We start from the raw sequence: 15,848 nt of genomic DNA on the forward strand, positions 1-15,848 counted from the left end.
GGTCGGCCCCATTCCAGTCAAGTCGAACAATAGCGCACTGCTCGTTAAGGGGCAGGTAGAATCTCAAATAAGGTTAGCCTAGTCATGTCACAACCTCTATGGACGCCGTCGGACGCCACGATAGACGAAAGCCCTATGACTAAGTTCCGCGAGTTCTGCGCGATCAGGAACGGAGTTGAACTGCCGGACCATGAAGCATTCCAACAATGGTCAATCGACGAGCGCGGCGCCTTCTGGTCCGCGATTTGGGATTTCTGCGGCGTGCGTGGCGATAAGGGCGTGCGCGAGCTGATCAACGGCGACAGCATGCTCGGCGCCCGCTTCTTTCCCGACGCGACGCTCAACTTCGCCGAAAACCTGCTGCCCGGCCGCGGCGAGGCGGACGCAATGATCTTTCGCGGCGAGGACAAAGCCGAAGACCGCTGGTCATGGGACCGGCTGCGCGCCCTGGTTTCCAAGCTGCAGCAGGCTTACGCGGCACTCGGCATCGGCAAGGGCGACCGCATTGCCGCTATGATGCCGAACATGCCCGAGACCGTCGCCGCCATGCTTGCCGCCGCCTCGATCGGCGCCATCTGGTCATCCTGCTCTCCCGATTTCGGCGAGCAGGGCGTGCTCGACCGCTTCGGCCAGATCGGCCCCCGGCTGTTCATCGCCTGCGACGCCTATTGGTATTCCGGCAAGCTGCAGGACGTAGGCCAGAAGGTTGCCGCGGTGGCGAAAAGCCTCGGTGTCCCCACGATCGTCGTCCACTATGCCGGCGATGCCGAGGCAGTGGCGGGCAAGACATCAGGGGCTTCGACGCTGGAAGCTTTCATTGCGCCCTACGAGGCCAAGGAGATCGCCTTCACGCCGCTTGCTTTCGCCCACCCGCTCTACATCCTATTTTCCTCAGGCACGACCGGTGTGCCCAAATGCATCGTGCATTCGGCCGGCGGCACACTGCTGCAGCATCTCAAGGAGCACCGGCTGCATTGCGGCCTGGAGGCAGGCGAGAAGCTCTTTTACTTCACCACCTGCGGCTGGATGATGTGGAACTGGCTGGTCAGCGGGCTCGCCAGCGGAGCCACGCTCTGCCTGTTCGACGGCTCGCCCTTTGCACCTGACGGCAATGTGTTGTTCGACTATGCCGAGGCGGAAAGATTCGCGATTTTCGGCACCTCGGCAAAATATATCGATGCGGTGCGCAAGGGCGGGTTGACGCCGCGCAAAAGCCACGATCTCTCCAGCCTCCGGCTGATGACCTCCACCGGTTCGCCGCTGTCGCCCGAGGGTTTCACCTTCGTCTATGAGGGCATCAAGGAAGATGTACAGCTCGCCTCGATCTCGGGCGGCACCGACATCGTTTCCTGTTTCGTGCTCGGCAACCCGCTGCAGCCGGTCTGGCGCGGCGAGATCCAGGGGCCGGGCCTCGGTCTTGCGGTCGACGTCTGGAATGATGACGGCAAGCCGGTGCGCGGCGAGAAGGGCGAACTCGTCTGCACCAAGGCCTTCCCCTCCATGCCTGTCATGTTCTGGAACGACCCTGATGGCGCCAAATATCGCGCCGCCTATTTCGACCGGTTCGACAATGTCTGGTGCCACGGCGATTTTGCCGAATGGACGGAGCATGGCGGTCTCGTCATCCATGGGCGTTCGGATGCGACGCTCAACCCCGGCGGTGTGCGCATCGGCACGGCCGAAATCTACAACCAGGTGGAACAGATGGACGAAGTGGCCGAGGCGCTGTGCATCGGCCAGGAGTGGGATGATGATGTCCGTGTCATCCTCTTCGTCCGCCTTGCGGCAGGTGTGACGCTGACCGAGGATCTCATCAAGGCGATCAAGGCGCGTATTCGCACCGGCGCCTCGCCGCGGCACGTGCCGGCAAAGGTCATCGCGGTTGCCGATATTCCCCGCACCAAGTCAGGCAAGATCGTCGAGCTTGCGGTGCGCGAGGTCGTTCACGGCAGGCCGGTGAAAAACCAGGAGGCGCTCGCCAACCCCGAAGCGCTGGAGCTTTATACCGGACTCGATGCGCTGAATGTCTGAGGGTTGGTGGGATGGCTGCCTTCTCGAAAGAAATGGGCACCTCGTCACCAATGCGAATAGTTTCATAAATTGCCGTTATGCCTCGAAACCAATTTATTAGCGGATTAGCTTTTTGACTAAAGGTGTCACAGGTTCGATTCCCTTTAAGAGCAAAGAGACCGGTTGAACTCCAGTTGGTTGTCTGGCGCCGGACGACCGACTTGAAAACCGTCCAATCAATCCGTGGCGCCCGGATGCTCAAGATCACGCAGCCTTAAGACTTGCCTCACTGTGTTCGCTCCCACGCCTCAACAAAAATTTAAGTAATTTGTCACAATCCTAATGAACGCATCGATGTTGAGCGTGACACAGTTCTAAGTTCTGAAATGCCAGTGTTGCTGGAACAGACTTGTCCAGCTGAACAACCACACGTCCGCCGGGAGCCAGGCATCCCGCAATAAGGAGCGTAGGATGCCATCAAACCTTTTCGCCCGCATTGGTGCCAAGATGACCGCCATGTCCGCAGCTGGCATTGTCATGGTCGCAGCCTTGTTGGCAGCGGTTTGGATCGGGGACAATTCGGTCAGTGAGAGCTCGGATTTTGGCCGGTCGCAGTTAATTCTCTCACGAGACTTGGTCGATGCGAAAGCGTCACTGCGCGGCATGTTGGTGGGCATGATGGAACTGCGTCTTGCCGGAAGCCCAGACGAGGCGATGAAAGCGCGCGAGTATGTCGCCAAGCGTCATGAGTCCGTTATTAAGTATCTGACAAGCGCGAGCTCTCATATCACCCTTCAAGCGAACAAGGATCGCGTGTCGAAGATCACAAAATTGACAGACCAATGGATGACCGAGTTCAAGGGCCTTTCGAAAGCCGTCGACGCACAGTTGACCGGCTCTGATGGATCCAAGATTCCTGATGAGGCAAAGGTCGCCCACGCCAAGCTGCTCGATATTGCCGACGAAGTTGGGTCGCTGCTCGATGAATGTGTAACGGCGGCCAAAGGAAAGGCCGAAGACGCTGGTCAACAAATGGCGGCGGCGTCGAGCTTATCGCTGCAGATAAGTCTTGGAATGGGATTTCTGGTCGTTGCGACACTCGTCGGATCTGCAATCTTTGGCTCAAGGGCGATTGCGCGACCAATCGGGCAGTTGACGACAAGCATGAAGCAGCTCGCTGATGGGGATCTCGAAACAGCCGTCCCATATGCAAATCGCATCGACGAGATCGGCGACATGGCCGGGGCGGTAGAAGTGTTTAAGCAGAACGGCATTCGGATGCGCCAACTCAACGCCCAAGAAAGCGCCTTGCAGGCGAAGAGTGCAGACCTTTCATCGAACATTTCGAGCGTCGTTGCGGCGGCGGTTGCCGGAGACTTCACGCAGCGCATTACGTCGCGATACGACAGCCCGGATCTTGACCGCTTTGCTGCCAGTGTGAACGAGCTTGTGACCTCCGTTCACCAAGGTATCAGTGAAACGCAGCGTGTTGTCGCGGCGCTCGCGCAGGGCGACCTCACCGAGGAAATGCAGGGCGAATTCCAGGGTGTGTTCGGAGAGCTCAAGCGCGATGTGAATGCTACCATGGATGGTCTTCGAACAGTGATGGCGGAAGTCACGGCTGCGACAGATACGATCAAATCCGGCACTGCCGAGCTCAGCAATGCTGCAGGGGATCTCTCCAAGCGCACGGAGCAGCAAGCCGCATCTCTCGAGGAAACGGCAGCGAGCCTAGAAGAAATCACGTCAGCCGTTAAGAGCTCCACCGACAGGGCAGCCGAAGCAAGCCACATGGTCGGCGAGGCACGCAAGAGCACCGATCAATCGAGTGTGGTTGTCACCAATGCTGTTGCCGCCATGGGTCGCATTGAGCAGGCCTCAAGCGAGATCAGCCAGATCATTAGCGTGATCGACGAGATTGCTTTTCAGACGAACTTGCTTGCGCTCAATGCAGGGGTTGAGGCGGCACGCGCCGGTGAAGCCGGAAAGGGCTTTGCGGTCGTTGCGCAAGAGGTTCGCGAACTTGCCCAGCGTTCCGCGCGGGCCGCAAAGGACATCAAGGAACTAATTACCCGCTCAAGCGTCGAGGTACAGACGGGCGTCAGACTGGTCACCGAAACGGGTGACGCGTTGGGACTGATCCAGACCCAGGTGACCAAGATCAACGACCATGTCCATTCGATCGCGACGGCGGCACGGGAGCAGACGACCGGTCTCTCCGAAGTCAACACCGCCGTCAATCAAATGGATCAGGTCACGCAGCAGAATGCGGCCATGGTTGAAGAAGCAACGGCTAGCACCAACAGGTTGGCTGATGAAGTCGTGACGCTATCCCGGCTGATCTCCCGATTCAAGGTCGAAGCTGGAAGCCCGCGCATGCTGGCTGTTGTTGGTGGCGCGGAAAGCTATCACGCGTCCTCCTCCTCTCCCGCGCGGGCGCTTCATCAGACGTTAGCAAATGCCATCGGCCATAGAACGCGGTAGCGAACTCGAGGTGAAAGCGCGTCTTGTCTCGATTTCCGATGTTTCAGACGAGGCATCAGGCAAGCGGCTCTGGACGTCATGTCCGAGCGCCTGCTTGCAGGCCGAGTGCGTTCTGGCGTCCAATTTTGGCTCTGTGGGGCCGTCTATCTCATAGACGATGTCACCCATTCGAACATCGCCGAAGCTTCTCCTGAGCAACCTCTAATCGATCTGCGGTCTCAGGCGTCATGTGCTGAGCTTCGGCAATCGACCTTCGAAACACGTCGGCCGATCCCAGAGCCGCGCAAGGAAGGCCGATCGACTGCTTGCAGGAACTGCCAGGAGCTGGGAAGCCCTCATTCCCACCTGGTGCGCTTCCCGCACCTGCTAAGCGGAATGCCAGCTGCAGCAAACCCGCCCCTCCTGCCAGGGGACGTTCTTTCGCAATGGTTGTCGACTTTTCCCAAGCTTCTCACGGTCAGGAACAAGCTCTTCCGTTCCGCGTTAAGGCTTGTTGCGTCGCTTGGCGGCGCGCGTTCAATCGATTTCACTGGAAATCACAATGAATCTCGGGTTGGCAAACAAGCGCGTTCTCGTGACAGGAGGCAACTCAGGTCTTGGGGCTGCGATGTCGAAGGCATTCGCCGCGGAGGGCGCACGGGTCGCGATCAATTACCTGACCAACCCCGAGCAATCCGACACGCTCGTTGCCGAGGTCACCGCCGCCGGTGGTCAAGCTTTCGGAGTGATGGCGGACATCAGCGATGCCGCAGCAGTCGAGGCGACGTTCCGTGCCATCGACACCGAATGGGGCGGCATCGATATTCTCGTTAATAATGCTGGAATCGACGGGAGCTATTCGCTTGGCTGGGAAGGTGATGTCGAAGCCTGGTGTAAGGTCATCGATGTGAACTTAAAGGGAACCTACCTGTGTACGCGCGAAGCGCTGAAACGAATGGTCGCGCAGAGATCCGGCGTCGTGCTTAACACCACCAGTGTTCATGAGGTCATCGGCTGGACCGGCTACAGCGCTTATACGGCCAGCAAGGCGGGCGTTTCTATGATGTCCAAATCGCTGGCACAGGAGGCAGCGCCGCATGGTGTGCGTGTCCTTTGCATCGCCCCGGGAGCGATCCGCACTCCGATCAATCAGGCGGTCTGGCAGGATGCCGAGGGCTATAACGATTTGCTGACCAAAATCCCACTGCGGCGTATAGGCCAGCCGGAGGATATCGCAAATATGGCCATCATGCTTGCGTCGGAGGCCGCCGGCTACGTTACCGGGACGACAGTTTTCGTCGATGGGGGTATGACCGATTATCCTGCCTTTGCGCACGGTGGTTGAATGAGACATGGTCAGGCGCATCGAAGATTACGGGCTGATCGGCAATATGCTGTCTGCGGCACTCGTGGGCAAGAACGGGTCAATCGATTGGCTCTGTCTCCCACGGTTTGACTCCCCTGCTTGTTTTGCAGCGGTTCTCGGAACGCCTGAAAACGGCCGTTGGAAGATCGCCCCCGTCGGAGGAAAGGTAAGAACGAGCCGACGTTACCTTCCCGACACCGCGATCCTAGAAACTCGTTTCGAGACGCCTACGGGCGCCGTCACCCTCATGGATTTCATGCCGGTCAGCGAGCCGGATCGCACACTCGACGTGATCCGCATCGTGACGGGTGTCTCCGGCACGGTCGAAATGGATATGGAACTCGTTCTAAGGTTCGAAAACGGCCAGGCAGTACCTTGGGTCCGGCGTAAGGATTACGGCTTAAGCGCGGTCGCGGGTCCTCACGCGGTTGAACTGCATACTGCTTTGCCGCTTGAAGGCCGCAACATGAAGACCTGCGCACGTTTCCGCGTGACCGAAGGTGAAAGCGTACCGCTGACATTGTCTTACCACCCTTCGAACGAGAAGCCCCGCTTCGTTGCCGACCGTCGCGAGGTGCTGGGACGCACAGCAATTTGGTGGCGCGAATGGGTCAAGAGGGGGAGTTTTGAGGACATGCCGGACATTTGGCGCGAGCCGGTGGTCCGCTCGCTCATCACACTCAAGATGCTGATCTACGCGCCGACGGGGGCCATTATCGCCGCGCCCACGACCTCGCTTCCCGAGAAGATCGGAGGCGCGCGCAATTGGGACTATCGTTACTGCTGGCTGCGTGATTCCGCCTTGACGCTCTACGCGCTGTTGAATTCAGGATATCGCAAGGAAGCGGAAGACTGGCGGCAATGGCTGCTTCGCGCAGTAGCCGGCTCTCCCGATCAACTCCAGATCATGTACGGGATCGGGGGCGAGCGCTGGCTGCCCGAGGTCGAGGTGCCGTGGCTGGAAGGATTTGAGAAAAGTAGTCCGGTCAGGATTGGCAATAAGGCAGCTGAGCAAGTGCAAATCGACGTCTTTGGCGAGTTGATCGACACCCTCCATGCGGCCCGCGATGCCGAACTTCAGCCGCACGACGAGGCCTGGCGGCTGCAAAAGGTCCTGCTGCGGCATTTGGAAAGCACATGGCGAATTCCCGACCGCGGAATTTGGGAAGTGCGTGGTCCGGCGCGCGCGTTCACCCACTCTCGTTTGATGGCCTGGGTTGCTTTCGACCGAGCCGTCATCGGCGTCGAGAGATACGGTCTCGAAGGACCGGTTGCCAAATGGCGTGAGCTGCGCCAGCAGATTCACGACGATATCTGCACGAACGGTTTCGACGCCGGAAAGAACAGTTTTGTCCAATATTACGGAGGGGATACACTTGATGCGAGCCTGCTGCTTATGCCTCAGGTCGGTTTCCTGCCGCCCAACGATCCGCGTGTCATCGGCACGATCGCAGCGATCGAGCGGGAGCTGCTGGAGGGCGGGCTGGTCCTGCGCTACTCGACCGATAAGACCGACGACGGGGTCGGTGGCCGCGAAGGGGCATTCCTAGCCTGCAGCTTTTGGCTGGCAGACGCCTATGTCCTCGCTCACCGCGGGGCGGATGCCCGGAAATTGTTCGATCGCTTGCTCGACCTTCGCAACGATCTCGGGTTGCTGGGGGAGGAATATAACGCCGCCACGGGCCGCCTGCTCGGCAATTTTCCGCAGGCCTTCTCGCACATCGGGCTGATCAATACGGCACATAATCTTGTTAGCGCTGGAGGTCCGGCGCGGCAGCGCGCCCGGAAGACCGCACCGAGCAAGCCAACCAAGGTTTCTCCGAAACATCCCACTTCCGGTGAGGTTCGGGAATGACCTTTACCGCTGCGGTTTGCCGGATTTCCTCGATCCGCAGCTTTGCGCTGTGACTGATCGGCCCGACCGAAAGGCAATAGGGCCGAAGCCTTTTCCTCCATGACCCGCAGGAGCGTGCTGCTTTCTGGACGTGCTGCAGCGATCAAACGTCGCAGCCAATGTGCTGCCGCCAGGCCGCCACCATTGCGGCGTTCGTCTTGAAATATATCGTATTACAATACCAATTAAGAGGACATTGATGATTGAGGAGCGCGCCTCGATGGAAAATCGATCGACATTGCGTCGCGCGAAGTCTTACCCCGCGAATAAAACACTCGACGATCTGAGGCAAAAGGTTCACGACTTGCTCAACGATAGAAGAGCGGGTCGTTTGGAGCTCCTACGCGCCGAATGGGTTTACGATCTAGCTCTGCTAACCAACGATTTCCGGCGTTGGATGCAGCGCCTCGATCAGAGTTTCGATCGCTCCCACTGACGACTGCTTGTCCGCCTCGGCCGTTTATAGAAGCTCGTTATCTGCCGCTCTGCAGTCATCGGTAGTGATCCGACCGAGGGATGGAAGCCGGCGTATGCTGGTTGTTGTGGGCACGGAAAGCTATCACGCGTTCCTCTTCCTCTCCCACGCGGGCGCTCATCGGACGTTAGCACGCCATAAAAGCGGTAGCGAACTGGGGTTGAAAAGATGTCTTGTGAGGTTCGCGATTTTCAATGTTTCAGACGAGGCAACGGCAACGGACCCTGGGTTGATACGCCGATCTGGAAGTGATGTTAAAAGAGCCAAGCGGCTCTAGACGCCACGGGCACTGTCCGCAGCCCGGAGTCAGGCGGCCGGAATTACATCCCGATGAAATCCGGCGGATGTCCCATGAGCCATATGTGGTGCGGCGGGCGAACTCCGCCCCTGCTCCATCCAACAATGGCCCGCCCGAAATCATTTCGGACGGGCCTCGCGCGGACCGAATAACTCAACACTTCCGACCTGTAAGCTAGCTGTCGGTGACTGCAGCCTCTCCTCCTGATAGCGGCAGCTCCTTCAGTTTCACGAGCTCGTCGGCGCAGGCGTCCGCCGCGTCCGTGATGGTACCCTCGATCCCTGCGATCTTTGCCCAGCCTCCTTCGTCAATGAAATCCTCGCGTTGCCATGACGACTTCGCCTGCAGAGCCTTGAGGTTCTCCTGCGCGTTGTTCGCGGTGATGAAGTTATGGACGCAGATTTCCGCGACCAGATCTGCCTTCGCGTCGCGAACCGCATTGGCGGTCATCACTGTTGCCCTTCCCGACGTCGTCCATCCGCCCCAGGTGAAACCAAGCGCCATCGTTAGTGCCGAGGCACCGACAATGGACCATGCCCATAGAGTCTTGGAAGGCCGGTAATCCGACCAGCCGCCTTGGCTGTTTGGCATTGCTGTTTCCTCCAATTTATATCATTACATGATACAAATCCGCGCCCGCAGGTCAATCATGCCGCTATCAAAAAATGGTGAGCTCGTCAGCGAGATCGGTGACGAGTGACGCGGCAGATAAGGGCGACATTAACGATCACAGCGCCGAACTGGTCCATCGTTCCGCCATATTCCACGATGTACGGGAACACGTCGCGACCAACCGCTCTCGGATTACCGGCGGGGTTGCCTGGTGCTACAGGATAGTGACGTTGATAGATTGGAAGCGTCCGCCGTCACCAGATAGGGGATCGCGCAAGAGCATTCCGGGTGAGGCCGCTGTTTTGACAGCACGACATTGAGAAATCGCGATCTCAGGCCATCGTCAGAAGCTGCCTCGGAAATCTACTTATCCAAGCTGGCAAGACGCCGAAGTTGGGCGAGGGACTCCGCCAGAAGCGGCTCATGGGTCAGCATGCCCTGCAGATGGATTGTTGCGAGCATCTCGAGAACATGGTCGCCCGTCGAAGTCAGAGCAACGAGTACGCTTCGCTTGTCCTCGGTTGACGGGATGCGTGCCACCAGCCCCGCGGCTGAAAGCCGATCGACGAGCTGTACCGCGCCATTATGTTGAATCAGCATCTGTTCGGCCAAGTCGCGGACCGCGATCTGGCGGGCAGGGCTCGTTTTGATAACGAGCATTGCCTGATATTGTTGCGATGTGACCTTCGCATCGGCCAGGGTCGCCTCACTGAAGGCCAGGAATCGGCGCATCGCAAGCCGGACACCTGCGAGCCCCTCATAGATGCCTTCCTCCAGTTCTGCCGGTTCTTCGTGCTCTTCGCGAATCATCAAGCTAATGCCCCTTTTTACTATGTTGATGATATTTCGGTCCGCGCCAGGAGGCGTGAAGGCGCATCGAGAGAAGCGGGCTAACCTCCGTCATTCGAACGACAGTGCAGCAATCACAAACCCTGATTTTGGGCAAACAAAAAAGGAGATGGAGTCCAAGTACGTGTCATCTCCGCTTACGGTGGGCTTTCTCCCGCCGCCGTTTTCACATTTGCGGCGACGCTTATTTTTGGGATGCTCTGAATGAGCCGAGAGAATCTAAGAAGCAGCACCGCCGCACTTGACTTGGTCCCGCCGATATCGTCGCATTGGACTTACTGCGCGGCGAATGTGCCGCCGGTCCTGGGGGCCATTATCCTATCCAAGCGTCGATATATGCCGTGAACCTCTTCTCCAGATAGGCCCGAATTGCGGTCTAGATCAAGGAGTCCATGGGGTGCAAGTTTTGCGATTTTTCCGAAAATGCCTGCGGCATGGTAACCCAGTTGCAAGTGCAAACAGCACTCATCCCGTCCTCGTTCGAAGACCTCTTTGGGATAAACGCCCCAGAGAGAGGACTTTTCGACGAAGCCACAGGAAAGTGAGCATGAAAGAAGCTGGATCCGCACCCTCGGTTCAAGTCTGGCCTGAATCGTGCCATTTTTCCGCATCGGCGTCCTCAAAGGTACCGTGTCTTTCAGCCAGGGACCGACAACAGCGGTGCGGCGGCTTGAGAGCAGTAACCGATGCATCCATCCGAAGATGCCGTGGCAATCGCGAACCTTCCGCCAATTGCCGTATTCCTCGATGATCTCCAAAGGCAGGCTCTGCGCCAGGTACACCCATTCCACGCCGTCTTCGAAGGAGGGACCGACCCTCATGTGGGCACGGTTCGCCTTCAGCGAGATGATGTGGCGCAACGATAGCAGTCATGGCGAGAAAGCATTTCAAGATTATCTTGCGGAGCAACATTTGTTTTTCTGGCGATGTATCTGCATTAGGGTCGGGTGCGGCGTGGTCGGCGTCCGAACTTGACCGGTCTGTCGAGGAGCAGTGACGTCGAATTCGTTATGTCATACCATGATATTTTGGCTATCCGGATTGCTGTCAATCATAGGCATGAGCGGTCAGACGCACGATCTTCGGACGCAAACATCACGTGAGGCCTCCGGATTAATCCGCCGGACTGGTTCCCGACCTATCGGTCGACGTGCCGGCGGTCTGATCAGTAATTTTGCAGACAGTATCTGCAAAATTGTCTTCGAGCGTATTTCCGCGGAATGGATGTGAATCTCAAACAAACGGCGCGTCCATCGACCGAGAGTGGCATCTCCTCCGGCTGGTGCGGCCCCGACGCAGTGCTATCGAGATCGGCAGGCAGTTACAGCTTTAAAGGCAGCGGTGAACCCGTCTAGTGGGAAGCTCTAGCTTGTGTCAGTCCCACGCCGGGAGGTCGCCTTGACCAGCATTTCTGCGCCTGCGCGCATTGCATCAAGCAGCTCCGGTCCGCGTGTTTCATTTTGTATCCAGGCTCGGTCGCCTTTCGTGAACAACCAGAAGGTTTTGTCCCCGATCTGCACCTCGATTTTAGTTCCTGGTCTCAGTTGGTATCCGAAACGCGCCTGCGGTTCGTATTTCGCTTCGTCGCGACTTACGTGCCCGACGATGAAGTAGTTTTTACCATGGTCGACGTTGGTTGGCTCTGATTGAGTCGGCGCGGCAAGGGTATAACAGACGTTCCTTCCACCCTCGGAATATGAGAACACGTTCCAGTGTTCGACCTGTTTGACCAAACTCGGTTGGGCAAAGGCGGCGGAGGTCGTAAGTGTAGTGATGAGAAAAAAAGAGACGGCGATTTTCATGTTTAGCTGTTCCGGCCGATGATTTTCGAAGACGCTGGTCTTTGCCAAACCGGCTGGGCGACAGCGCCATCCAAGGCTGAAACGGTAAACGAGAACTTAACGCCAGTTGCGAATTTTGTGGATCGTATTGTGACTAGGGGCCTGTTGAAGTGACGGTCGCACATTGAGCGGCAGGAGGCAATTGTTTCGCGCCTCGTGCCAAGGCGTAGGCGGTAGCGGCTCTCAACCATGAAACAATGTCTGAGGACTCAGCTGAACTGCCCGCGGCGAAGCCTCAGCCGAGCTGTGCCAGCTGGCGCAGCGATGCGAGGGATTCTGCCAGCAATGGCTCATTGGCAAGCATCCCCTCCAGATGGACTTTCGCGAGCGATGCCACCAGGTCCTTTCCCTCCGAGGTCAGAGTCACATATACGCTGCGTTTGTCCTCTAAGGAGGCAATCCGTTGGGCGAGGCCAGCCGCCGCCAGCCTGTCCACAAGTTGAACCGCTCCATTGTGCTGCAGGAGCATCTGTTCGGCCAGCGCTCCCATGGTAATTTTCGAGCCAACTTTGATGACCAGCAGAGCTTGATACTGCTGGGAGGTCACATGTGCAGCAGATAGCGCGGTTTCGCTGAAAGAGAGAAAGCGCCTCATTGCCAGCCTCATTCCCGCCAGTCCCTCATATACACGCTCGTCAAGGACAGGTTCTTTTATAGGCCGTTCAGGACGATCGGCGACGGCTTCTACGGAACTCACTCGACAAATTCCTTTATTCATGTCACGGCATGATATAGTTTCGACGTCGGGATTGAGCAGATCCGCGGGCGTCGGGTTCCTGGGGAGGTTTGCCGTTGCGCTTGGGAGGTGCCGTAGCCCGGTCTTCATAGACTCAATTTTCAACGAGAAAGAAGGGAATTTGAGGGCGACTGCGCCTCGAGTCATCTCAAAATATCTCGCCGGCAGCAGCTATTCCTCAGGGGCAAGTACCGATGTTTTCCGCCGCAACGACAAATAGCCTTGTCTTGGAAATCGACGACGTCGCAGACAGATTTGGGCTGAGGGGCAAAGACTTCCAAAAATACCGGCGTCTCGGCCTCATTCTGATCAGAGTTGAAACCGGGTCGAACGAGCACGAAGGTCTGACGCAGTTAACCTGCCAATTTGGCAATCGTGTCTGGCATGCGTTGGTGGGAGGCGACAAGCGGATAGTGCATGAGGAAATCAGATATTTGCGAGGAAAACTTTCACGGGAGCGGCGCGGTGCAAGATAGTGTATCGACGTTTGTGTCGGCTGGAACCCGATTACAGTTAACGGGCAGGGTCGGGGTTCCTAGATGATGATTATCGCGGCCTTGGTTTCCGCCCCGCTGGCCTTTGTCCCGCCGGGCAGGGCGCAATGGGGCATTGAAATGGCACAGGCGAGAACTGTCGATTGCGGCGAAGCGGCAGAGGAAATTCTAGCAAAAAACGATGCCCGTCTCCTGTCAATCCGTCCTCACGACGGTCGATGCACCATCATTGTGCTGGTCACAAAGGATGGAGAACGGCCCCAAAAAATAATTTTCCAGGTTCCGCCCGCTGCTCTTACCGAAACGAAGTGATGATAACGTCGATGTTGGAAGCCTGGAGAAAAGCTTCAGCCGACGCCGGAAATCTTGCTCGAACTCACTTGTACGTCCCACTTAGCGCGACTTAAAACAGCAAAAGCGGGGCGCGGACGGATGCGCTTCGGCGGCGCGATATCTCTGCTTGGTTTTTACCATCGTGGCAACAATGTTCGTGGCAGCCTTGCTGGTCGTCTACGCGTTGCGCGACTATGCTCCGGTCATTGCAAACACCTACGAGCTCCGCCGCAAAGGGGACGGGTCAACGTTCAGGACAAATCGAAGTTTTCGGCCAGTCAAGGTCGAAACGATCAGCAGTAAGGTTAAGCGGGAAAAGGGCTCGGTCGACCTCGGCAGTCACACCAGGCCTCTAGTTGTTCACCCGTAGCAACAGATCCAGCGTGTTGCACGGTTCCAACCGTCGCACCAATAAAATTGGAGACAATGGACGAGCAAATTCATTTGCTTAACAGGCATAACGGCATCAAACTATCTGGTGATATCGAGGCAGATGCCCAACTGGCTTTTGAACTCATCAGCACGACCGGCCGGATCTGGCCCAGCAATGAGAACTAGCTGGCGACATAACACAGTGAAGCAAAAGGAGATGAGCCATGTCAATGTTGTCCTCGCAAGATTTCGATTCTGTCGTGCTTTCTCCATCTGCTCCTGCAAAGCACTACTCACGGTTAATAAAGTTCGTCGACGAGATTGCCGAGCACGAGCCACACAAGGCCGCAACCACGGTGGATATCTATTCGGATGATAACAACGAGTGGTACTGCCAAGTTTGCCGCGGGGGACAAAAGACCCAAGCTATGGGTCCTTACACCAAGCGACAGGCAGAGCGGGTTCAAGACGCTCGCAGAAGCAGGATAGCAACAAAGGGCACCTCTTGGTTGATCTTTGAGAAAACCGAAGAGGGCGAAAGTGACGAGAGGGGCTGAGCGGTAGTGACAGTCAAGCGCTCGCCCTATTGGGCCGCTGGCGAACCCGAGAACTCGGGTAAATGATTTAGCCGTCCATTGAGGATTCTGATAACGCGTCGGCTCCCGGCTCCCGGCATTTTGCCAGATCGCATGCCTTCCGACGCGTCATTCTTTGCCCAAGCGCCTGCAGCTTACGAGTCGCCACAAAAAGTAAAAAATCTTGTAGTTCTTGTTGTCGGAGTTATTGTCATTGGAAGAGCGGGCATCCAAGAGCGCGGAAAGATCGCCCTCGGACTGCCTCGTAAGGAAGTGTTTGCCATTCAAATACGGGTGGTCTTTCGAACTGCCGGCGACACCAAAATTCAAACGCATGGGAACGAGAGATGGCAAGAGCGAAGTCAGATCGGACAATCGCGGTTGCAAATGGCATTGCGGCAGACAAAGCGTTTGGCGCGGTCACGCCCCCTCTTTATCTGTCCAGTAATTTCGCCTTTTCAAAATTTGAGCAGTCGCAGGATTATGAATATTCTCGGACTTCCAATCCGACGCGCGATATTCTCGCTGATACGCTTGCTAAGCTGGAGGGCGGTTCAGGCGCAGTAGTCACGCCAACGGGGATGTCGGCCATCCATCTTCTTCTTAGTCGCGTGCCGGCCGGTGGCCTCGTGGTCGCACCACATGATTGTTATGGCGGAACTTACCGTCTTCTCGCAGCCTTGAAGGAACGCCAGCAGTTGGATGTCGTCTTCGTTGACCAAAGCGATAGCGCTGTTCTCACAAGCGCGTTTCAACGAGAGCCTTCGCTAGTTTGGGTGGAGACGCCTAGCAACCCGCTCATGCGCGTCGTCGACATCCGCGGGATAGTCGAACTGGCGGGCGGATGGAACGTCAAAGTGGTGGTTGACAACACGTTTCTCTCTCCCGCGCTCCAGCAACCCCTGGGCCTTGGAGCGGACTACGTCGTCCATTCGACAACGAAATATCTCAATGGGCATTCAGACGTGGTCGGCGGCGCAATCGTTGATTCCGACCCGTCTGAAGTCGAGGCCCTACGATCCTGGGCAAACATAACAGGCGCGACGGGATCGCCATTTGATTCATACCTAACATTGCGTGGTGTCCGAACTCTGTTTGCGCGGGTTGAGCGGCAGCAGTCCTCGGCCTTGGTTATAGCAGATTTTCTCGCCCAGCATCCGGCTGTCTCCGCGGTCCACTACCCGGGTTTGCCCTCTCATCCAACACACGGCATCGCAGCGCGCCAGCAAAAAGGCTGGGGTGCGATGCTAAGCTTTGAATTGAAAGGTGGGATTGAGGCCGTTCGACCGTTTGTCGCGTCGCTTGGTATTTTCACGCTTGCGGAATCGTTGGGAGGCGTCGAAAGCCTCGTTGCGCACCCGTCAACAATGACACATGCGGGGATGAGTATCGAAACACGGAGACTCGCAGGCATCACGGATGGATTGTTGAGAATGTCCGTTGGGCTGGAGGCTGAAGAGGACCTGATTGACGATCTTACGCAGAGCCTGTCACTGATTGCCTAGAAGCTAGACCTCAACGTCGCGTGGT

At 57.2% G+C, this 15,848-nt stretch carries 14 protein-coding genes; 9 read left to right on the forward strand and 5 right to left on the reverse strand.

All coding sequences use genetic code 11. The annotated features are described in order from the left end of the window. Positions 1-135 precede the first annotated feature (135 nt). The 5 genes from NMA58_RS24840 (at position 136) to NMA58_RS24860 (ending at position 8,169) form a co-directional block, all read left to right on the forward strand. Positions 136-2,031 (forward strand): acetoacetate--CoA ligase, encoded by a 1,896-nt coding sequence (locus NMA58_RS24840; protein ID WP_434713541.1) that lies wholly within the window; start codon positions 136-138, stop codon positions 2,029-2,031. A 450-nt stretch (positions 2,032-2,481) separates the two neighbouring features. Next, a complete protein-coding gene (locus NMA58_RS24845; RefSeq protein ID WP_434713542.1) occupies positions 2,482-4,494 on the forward strand; it encodes a methyl-accepting chemotaxis protein in 2,013 nt (670 codons plus the stop codon). Between the two features lie 541 nt (positions 4,495-5,035). Continuing rightward, entirely contained in the window at positions 5,036-5,818 is a 783-nt protein-coding gene (locus tag NMA58_RS24850; RefSeq protein WP_434713543.1) for a glucose 1-dehydrogenase, read from the forward strand. A 7-nt stretch (positions 5,819-5,825) separates the two neighbouring features. After that, positions 5,826-7,694: a glycoside hydrolase family 15 protein gene (locus NMA58_RS24855; RefSeq protein WP_434713544.1), complete on the forward strand. Its 1,869-nt coding sequence runs from the start codon at positions 5,826-5,828 to the stop codon at positions 7,692-7,694. 238 nt (positions 7,695-7,932) lie between these two features. Then, positions 7,933-8,169 carry a hypothetical protein gene (locus NMA58_RS24860; protein WP_434713545.1) on the forward strand — a complete coding sequence of 79 codons (237 nt, stop codon included), beginning with the start codon at positions 7,933-7,935 and terminating at the stop codon, positions 8,167-8,169. Between the two features lie 511 nt (positions 8,170-8,680). Here the strand turns inward: NMA58_RS24860 and NMA58_RS24865 are convergent. From NMA58_RS24865 to NMA58_RS24885, 5 genes are all read right to left on the reverse strand, one after another. Beyond that, entirely contained in the window at positions 8,681-9,097 is a 417-nt protein-coding gene (locus NMA58_RS24865) for a hypothetical protein (RefSeq protein ID WP_434713547.1), read from the reverse strand. Between the two features lie 384 nt (positions 9,098-9,481). After that, positions 9,482-9,928 carry a MarR family winged helix-turn-helix transcriptional regulator gene (locus tag NMA58_RS24870; protein WP_434714377.1) on the reverse strand — a complete coding sequence of 149 codons (447 nt, stop codon included), beginning with the start codon at positions 9,926-9,928 and terminating at the stop codon, positions 9,482-9,484. A gap of 314 nt (positions 9,929-10,242) precedes the next feature. Beyond that, the gene (locus NMA58_RS24875) at positions 10,243-10,827 is read right to left on the reverse strand and encodes an SH3 domain-containing protein (protein WP_434713548.1); all 585 of its coding nucleotides are present in this window, start codon (positions 10,825-10,827) and stop codon (positions 10,243-10,245) included. A gap of 504 nt (positions 10,828-11,331) precedes the next feature. Beyond that, entirely contained in the window at positions 11,332-11,769 is a 438-nt protein-coding gene (locus tag NMA58_RS24880) for an invasion associated locus B family protein (RefSeq protein ID WP_434713549.1), read from the reverse strand. Positions 11,770-12,043: 274 nt separating this feature from the next. After that, positions 12,044-12,505, reverse strand: a complete 462-nt coding sequence (locus NMA58_RS24885) for a MarR family winged helix-turn-helix transcriptional regulator (protein ID WP_434713550.1) — start codon at positions 12,503-12,505, stop codon at positions 12,044-12,046. Positions 12,506-12,738: 233 nt separating this feature from the next. Between NMA58_RS24885 and NMA58_RS24890 the strand changes: the two genes are divergently transcribed. From NMA58_RS24890 to metB, 4 genes are all read left to right on the forward strand, one after another. Beyond that, entirely contained in the window at positions 12,739-13,020 is a 282-nt protein-coding gene (locus NMA58_RS24890) for a DUF6522 family protein (RefSeq protein WP_434713551.1), read from the forward strand. Positions 13,021-13,083: 63 nt separating this feature from the next. Beyond that, the gene (locus NMA58_RS24895) at positions 13,084-13,350 is read left to right on the forward strand and encodes a hypothetical protein (RefSeq protein ID WP_025418249.1); all 267 of its coding nucleotides are present in this window, start codon (positions 13,084-13,086) and stop codon (positions 13,348-13,350) included. Between the two features lie 617 nt (positions 13,351-13,967). Beyond that, positions 13,968-14,300 (forward strand): hypothetical protein, encoded by a 333-nt coding sequence (locus NMA58_RS24900; RefSeq protein ID WP_434713552.1) that lies wholly within the window; start codon positions 13,968-13,970, stop codon positions 14,298-14,300. Between the two features lie 365 nt (positions 14,301-14,665). Next, a complete protein-coding gene (metB, locus tag NMA58_RS24905; RefSeq protein ID WP_434713554.1) occupies positions 14,666-15,823 on the forward strand; it encodes a cystathionine gamma-synthase in 1,158 nt (385 codons plus the stop codon). The last annotated feature ends 25 nt before the right edge of the window (positions 15,824-15,848 follow it).

It is taken from the genome of Rhizobium sp. YTUHZ045 (assembly GCF_051124255.1).
In the GTDB taxonomy this organism is placed as follows: domain Bacteria; phylum Pseudomonadota; class Alphaproteobacteria; order Rhizobiales; family Rhizobiaceae; genus Rhizobium.

What these genes read in the sequence shown, in the direction of transcription:
- NMA58_RS24840 (WP_434713541.1), top strand. Translation starts at nt 136, where the DNA reads ATGACTAAGTTCCGCGAGTTCTGCGCGATCAGGAACGGAGTTGAACTG.
- NMA58_RS24845 (WP_434713542.1), top strand. Translation starts at nt 2,482, where the DNA reads ATGCCATCAAACCTTTTCGCCCGCATTGGTGCCAAGATGACCGCCATG.
- NMA58_RS24850 (WP_434713543.1), top strand. Translation starts at nt 5,036, where the DNA reads ATGAATCTCGGGTTGGCAAACAAGCGCGTTCTCGTGACAGGAGGCAAC.
- NMA58_RS24855 (WP_434713544.1), top strand. Translation starts at nt 5,826, where the DNA reads ATGGTCAGGCGCATCGAAGATTACGGGCTGATCGGCAATATGCTGTCT.
- NMA58_RS24860 (WP_434713545.1), top strand. Translation starts at nt 7,933, where the DNA reads ATGATTGAGGAGCGCGCCTCGATGGAAAATCGATCGACATTGCGTCGC.
- NMA58_RS24865 (WP_434713547.1), bottom strand. Translation starts at nt 9,097, where the DNA reads ATGCCAAACAGCCAAGGCGGCTGGTCGGATTACCGGCCTTCCAAGACT.
- NMA58_RS24870 (WP_434714377.1), bottom strand. Translation starts at nt 9,928, where the DNA reads ATGATTCGCGAAGAGCACGAAGAACCGGCAGAACTGGAGGAAGGCATC.
- NMA58_RS24880 (WP_434713549.1), bottom strand. Translation starts at nt 11,769, where the DNA reads ATGAAAATCGCCGTCTCTTTTTTTCTCATCACTACACTTACGACCTCC.
- NMA58_RS24890 (WP_434713551.1), top strand. Translation starts at nt 12,739, where the DNA reads ATGTTTTCCGCCGCAACGACAAATAGCCTTGTCTTGGAAATCGACGAC.
- NMA58_RS24895 (WP_025418249.1), top strand. Translation starts at nt 13,084, where the DNA reads ATGATGATTATCGCGGCCTTGGTTTCCGCCCCGCTGGCCTTTGTCCCG.
- NMA58_RS24900 (WP_434713552.1), top strand. Translation starts at nt 13,968, where the DNA reads ATGTCAATGTTGTCCTCGCAAGATTTCGATTCTGTCGTGCTTTCTCCA.
- metB (WP_434713554.1), top strand. Translation starts at nt 14,666, where the DNA reads ATGGCAAGAGCGAAGTCAGATCGGACAATCGCGGTTGCAAATGGCATT.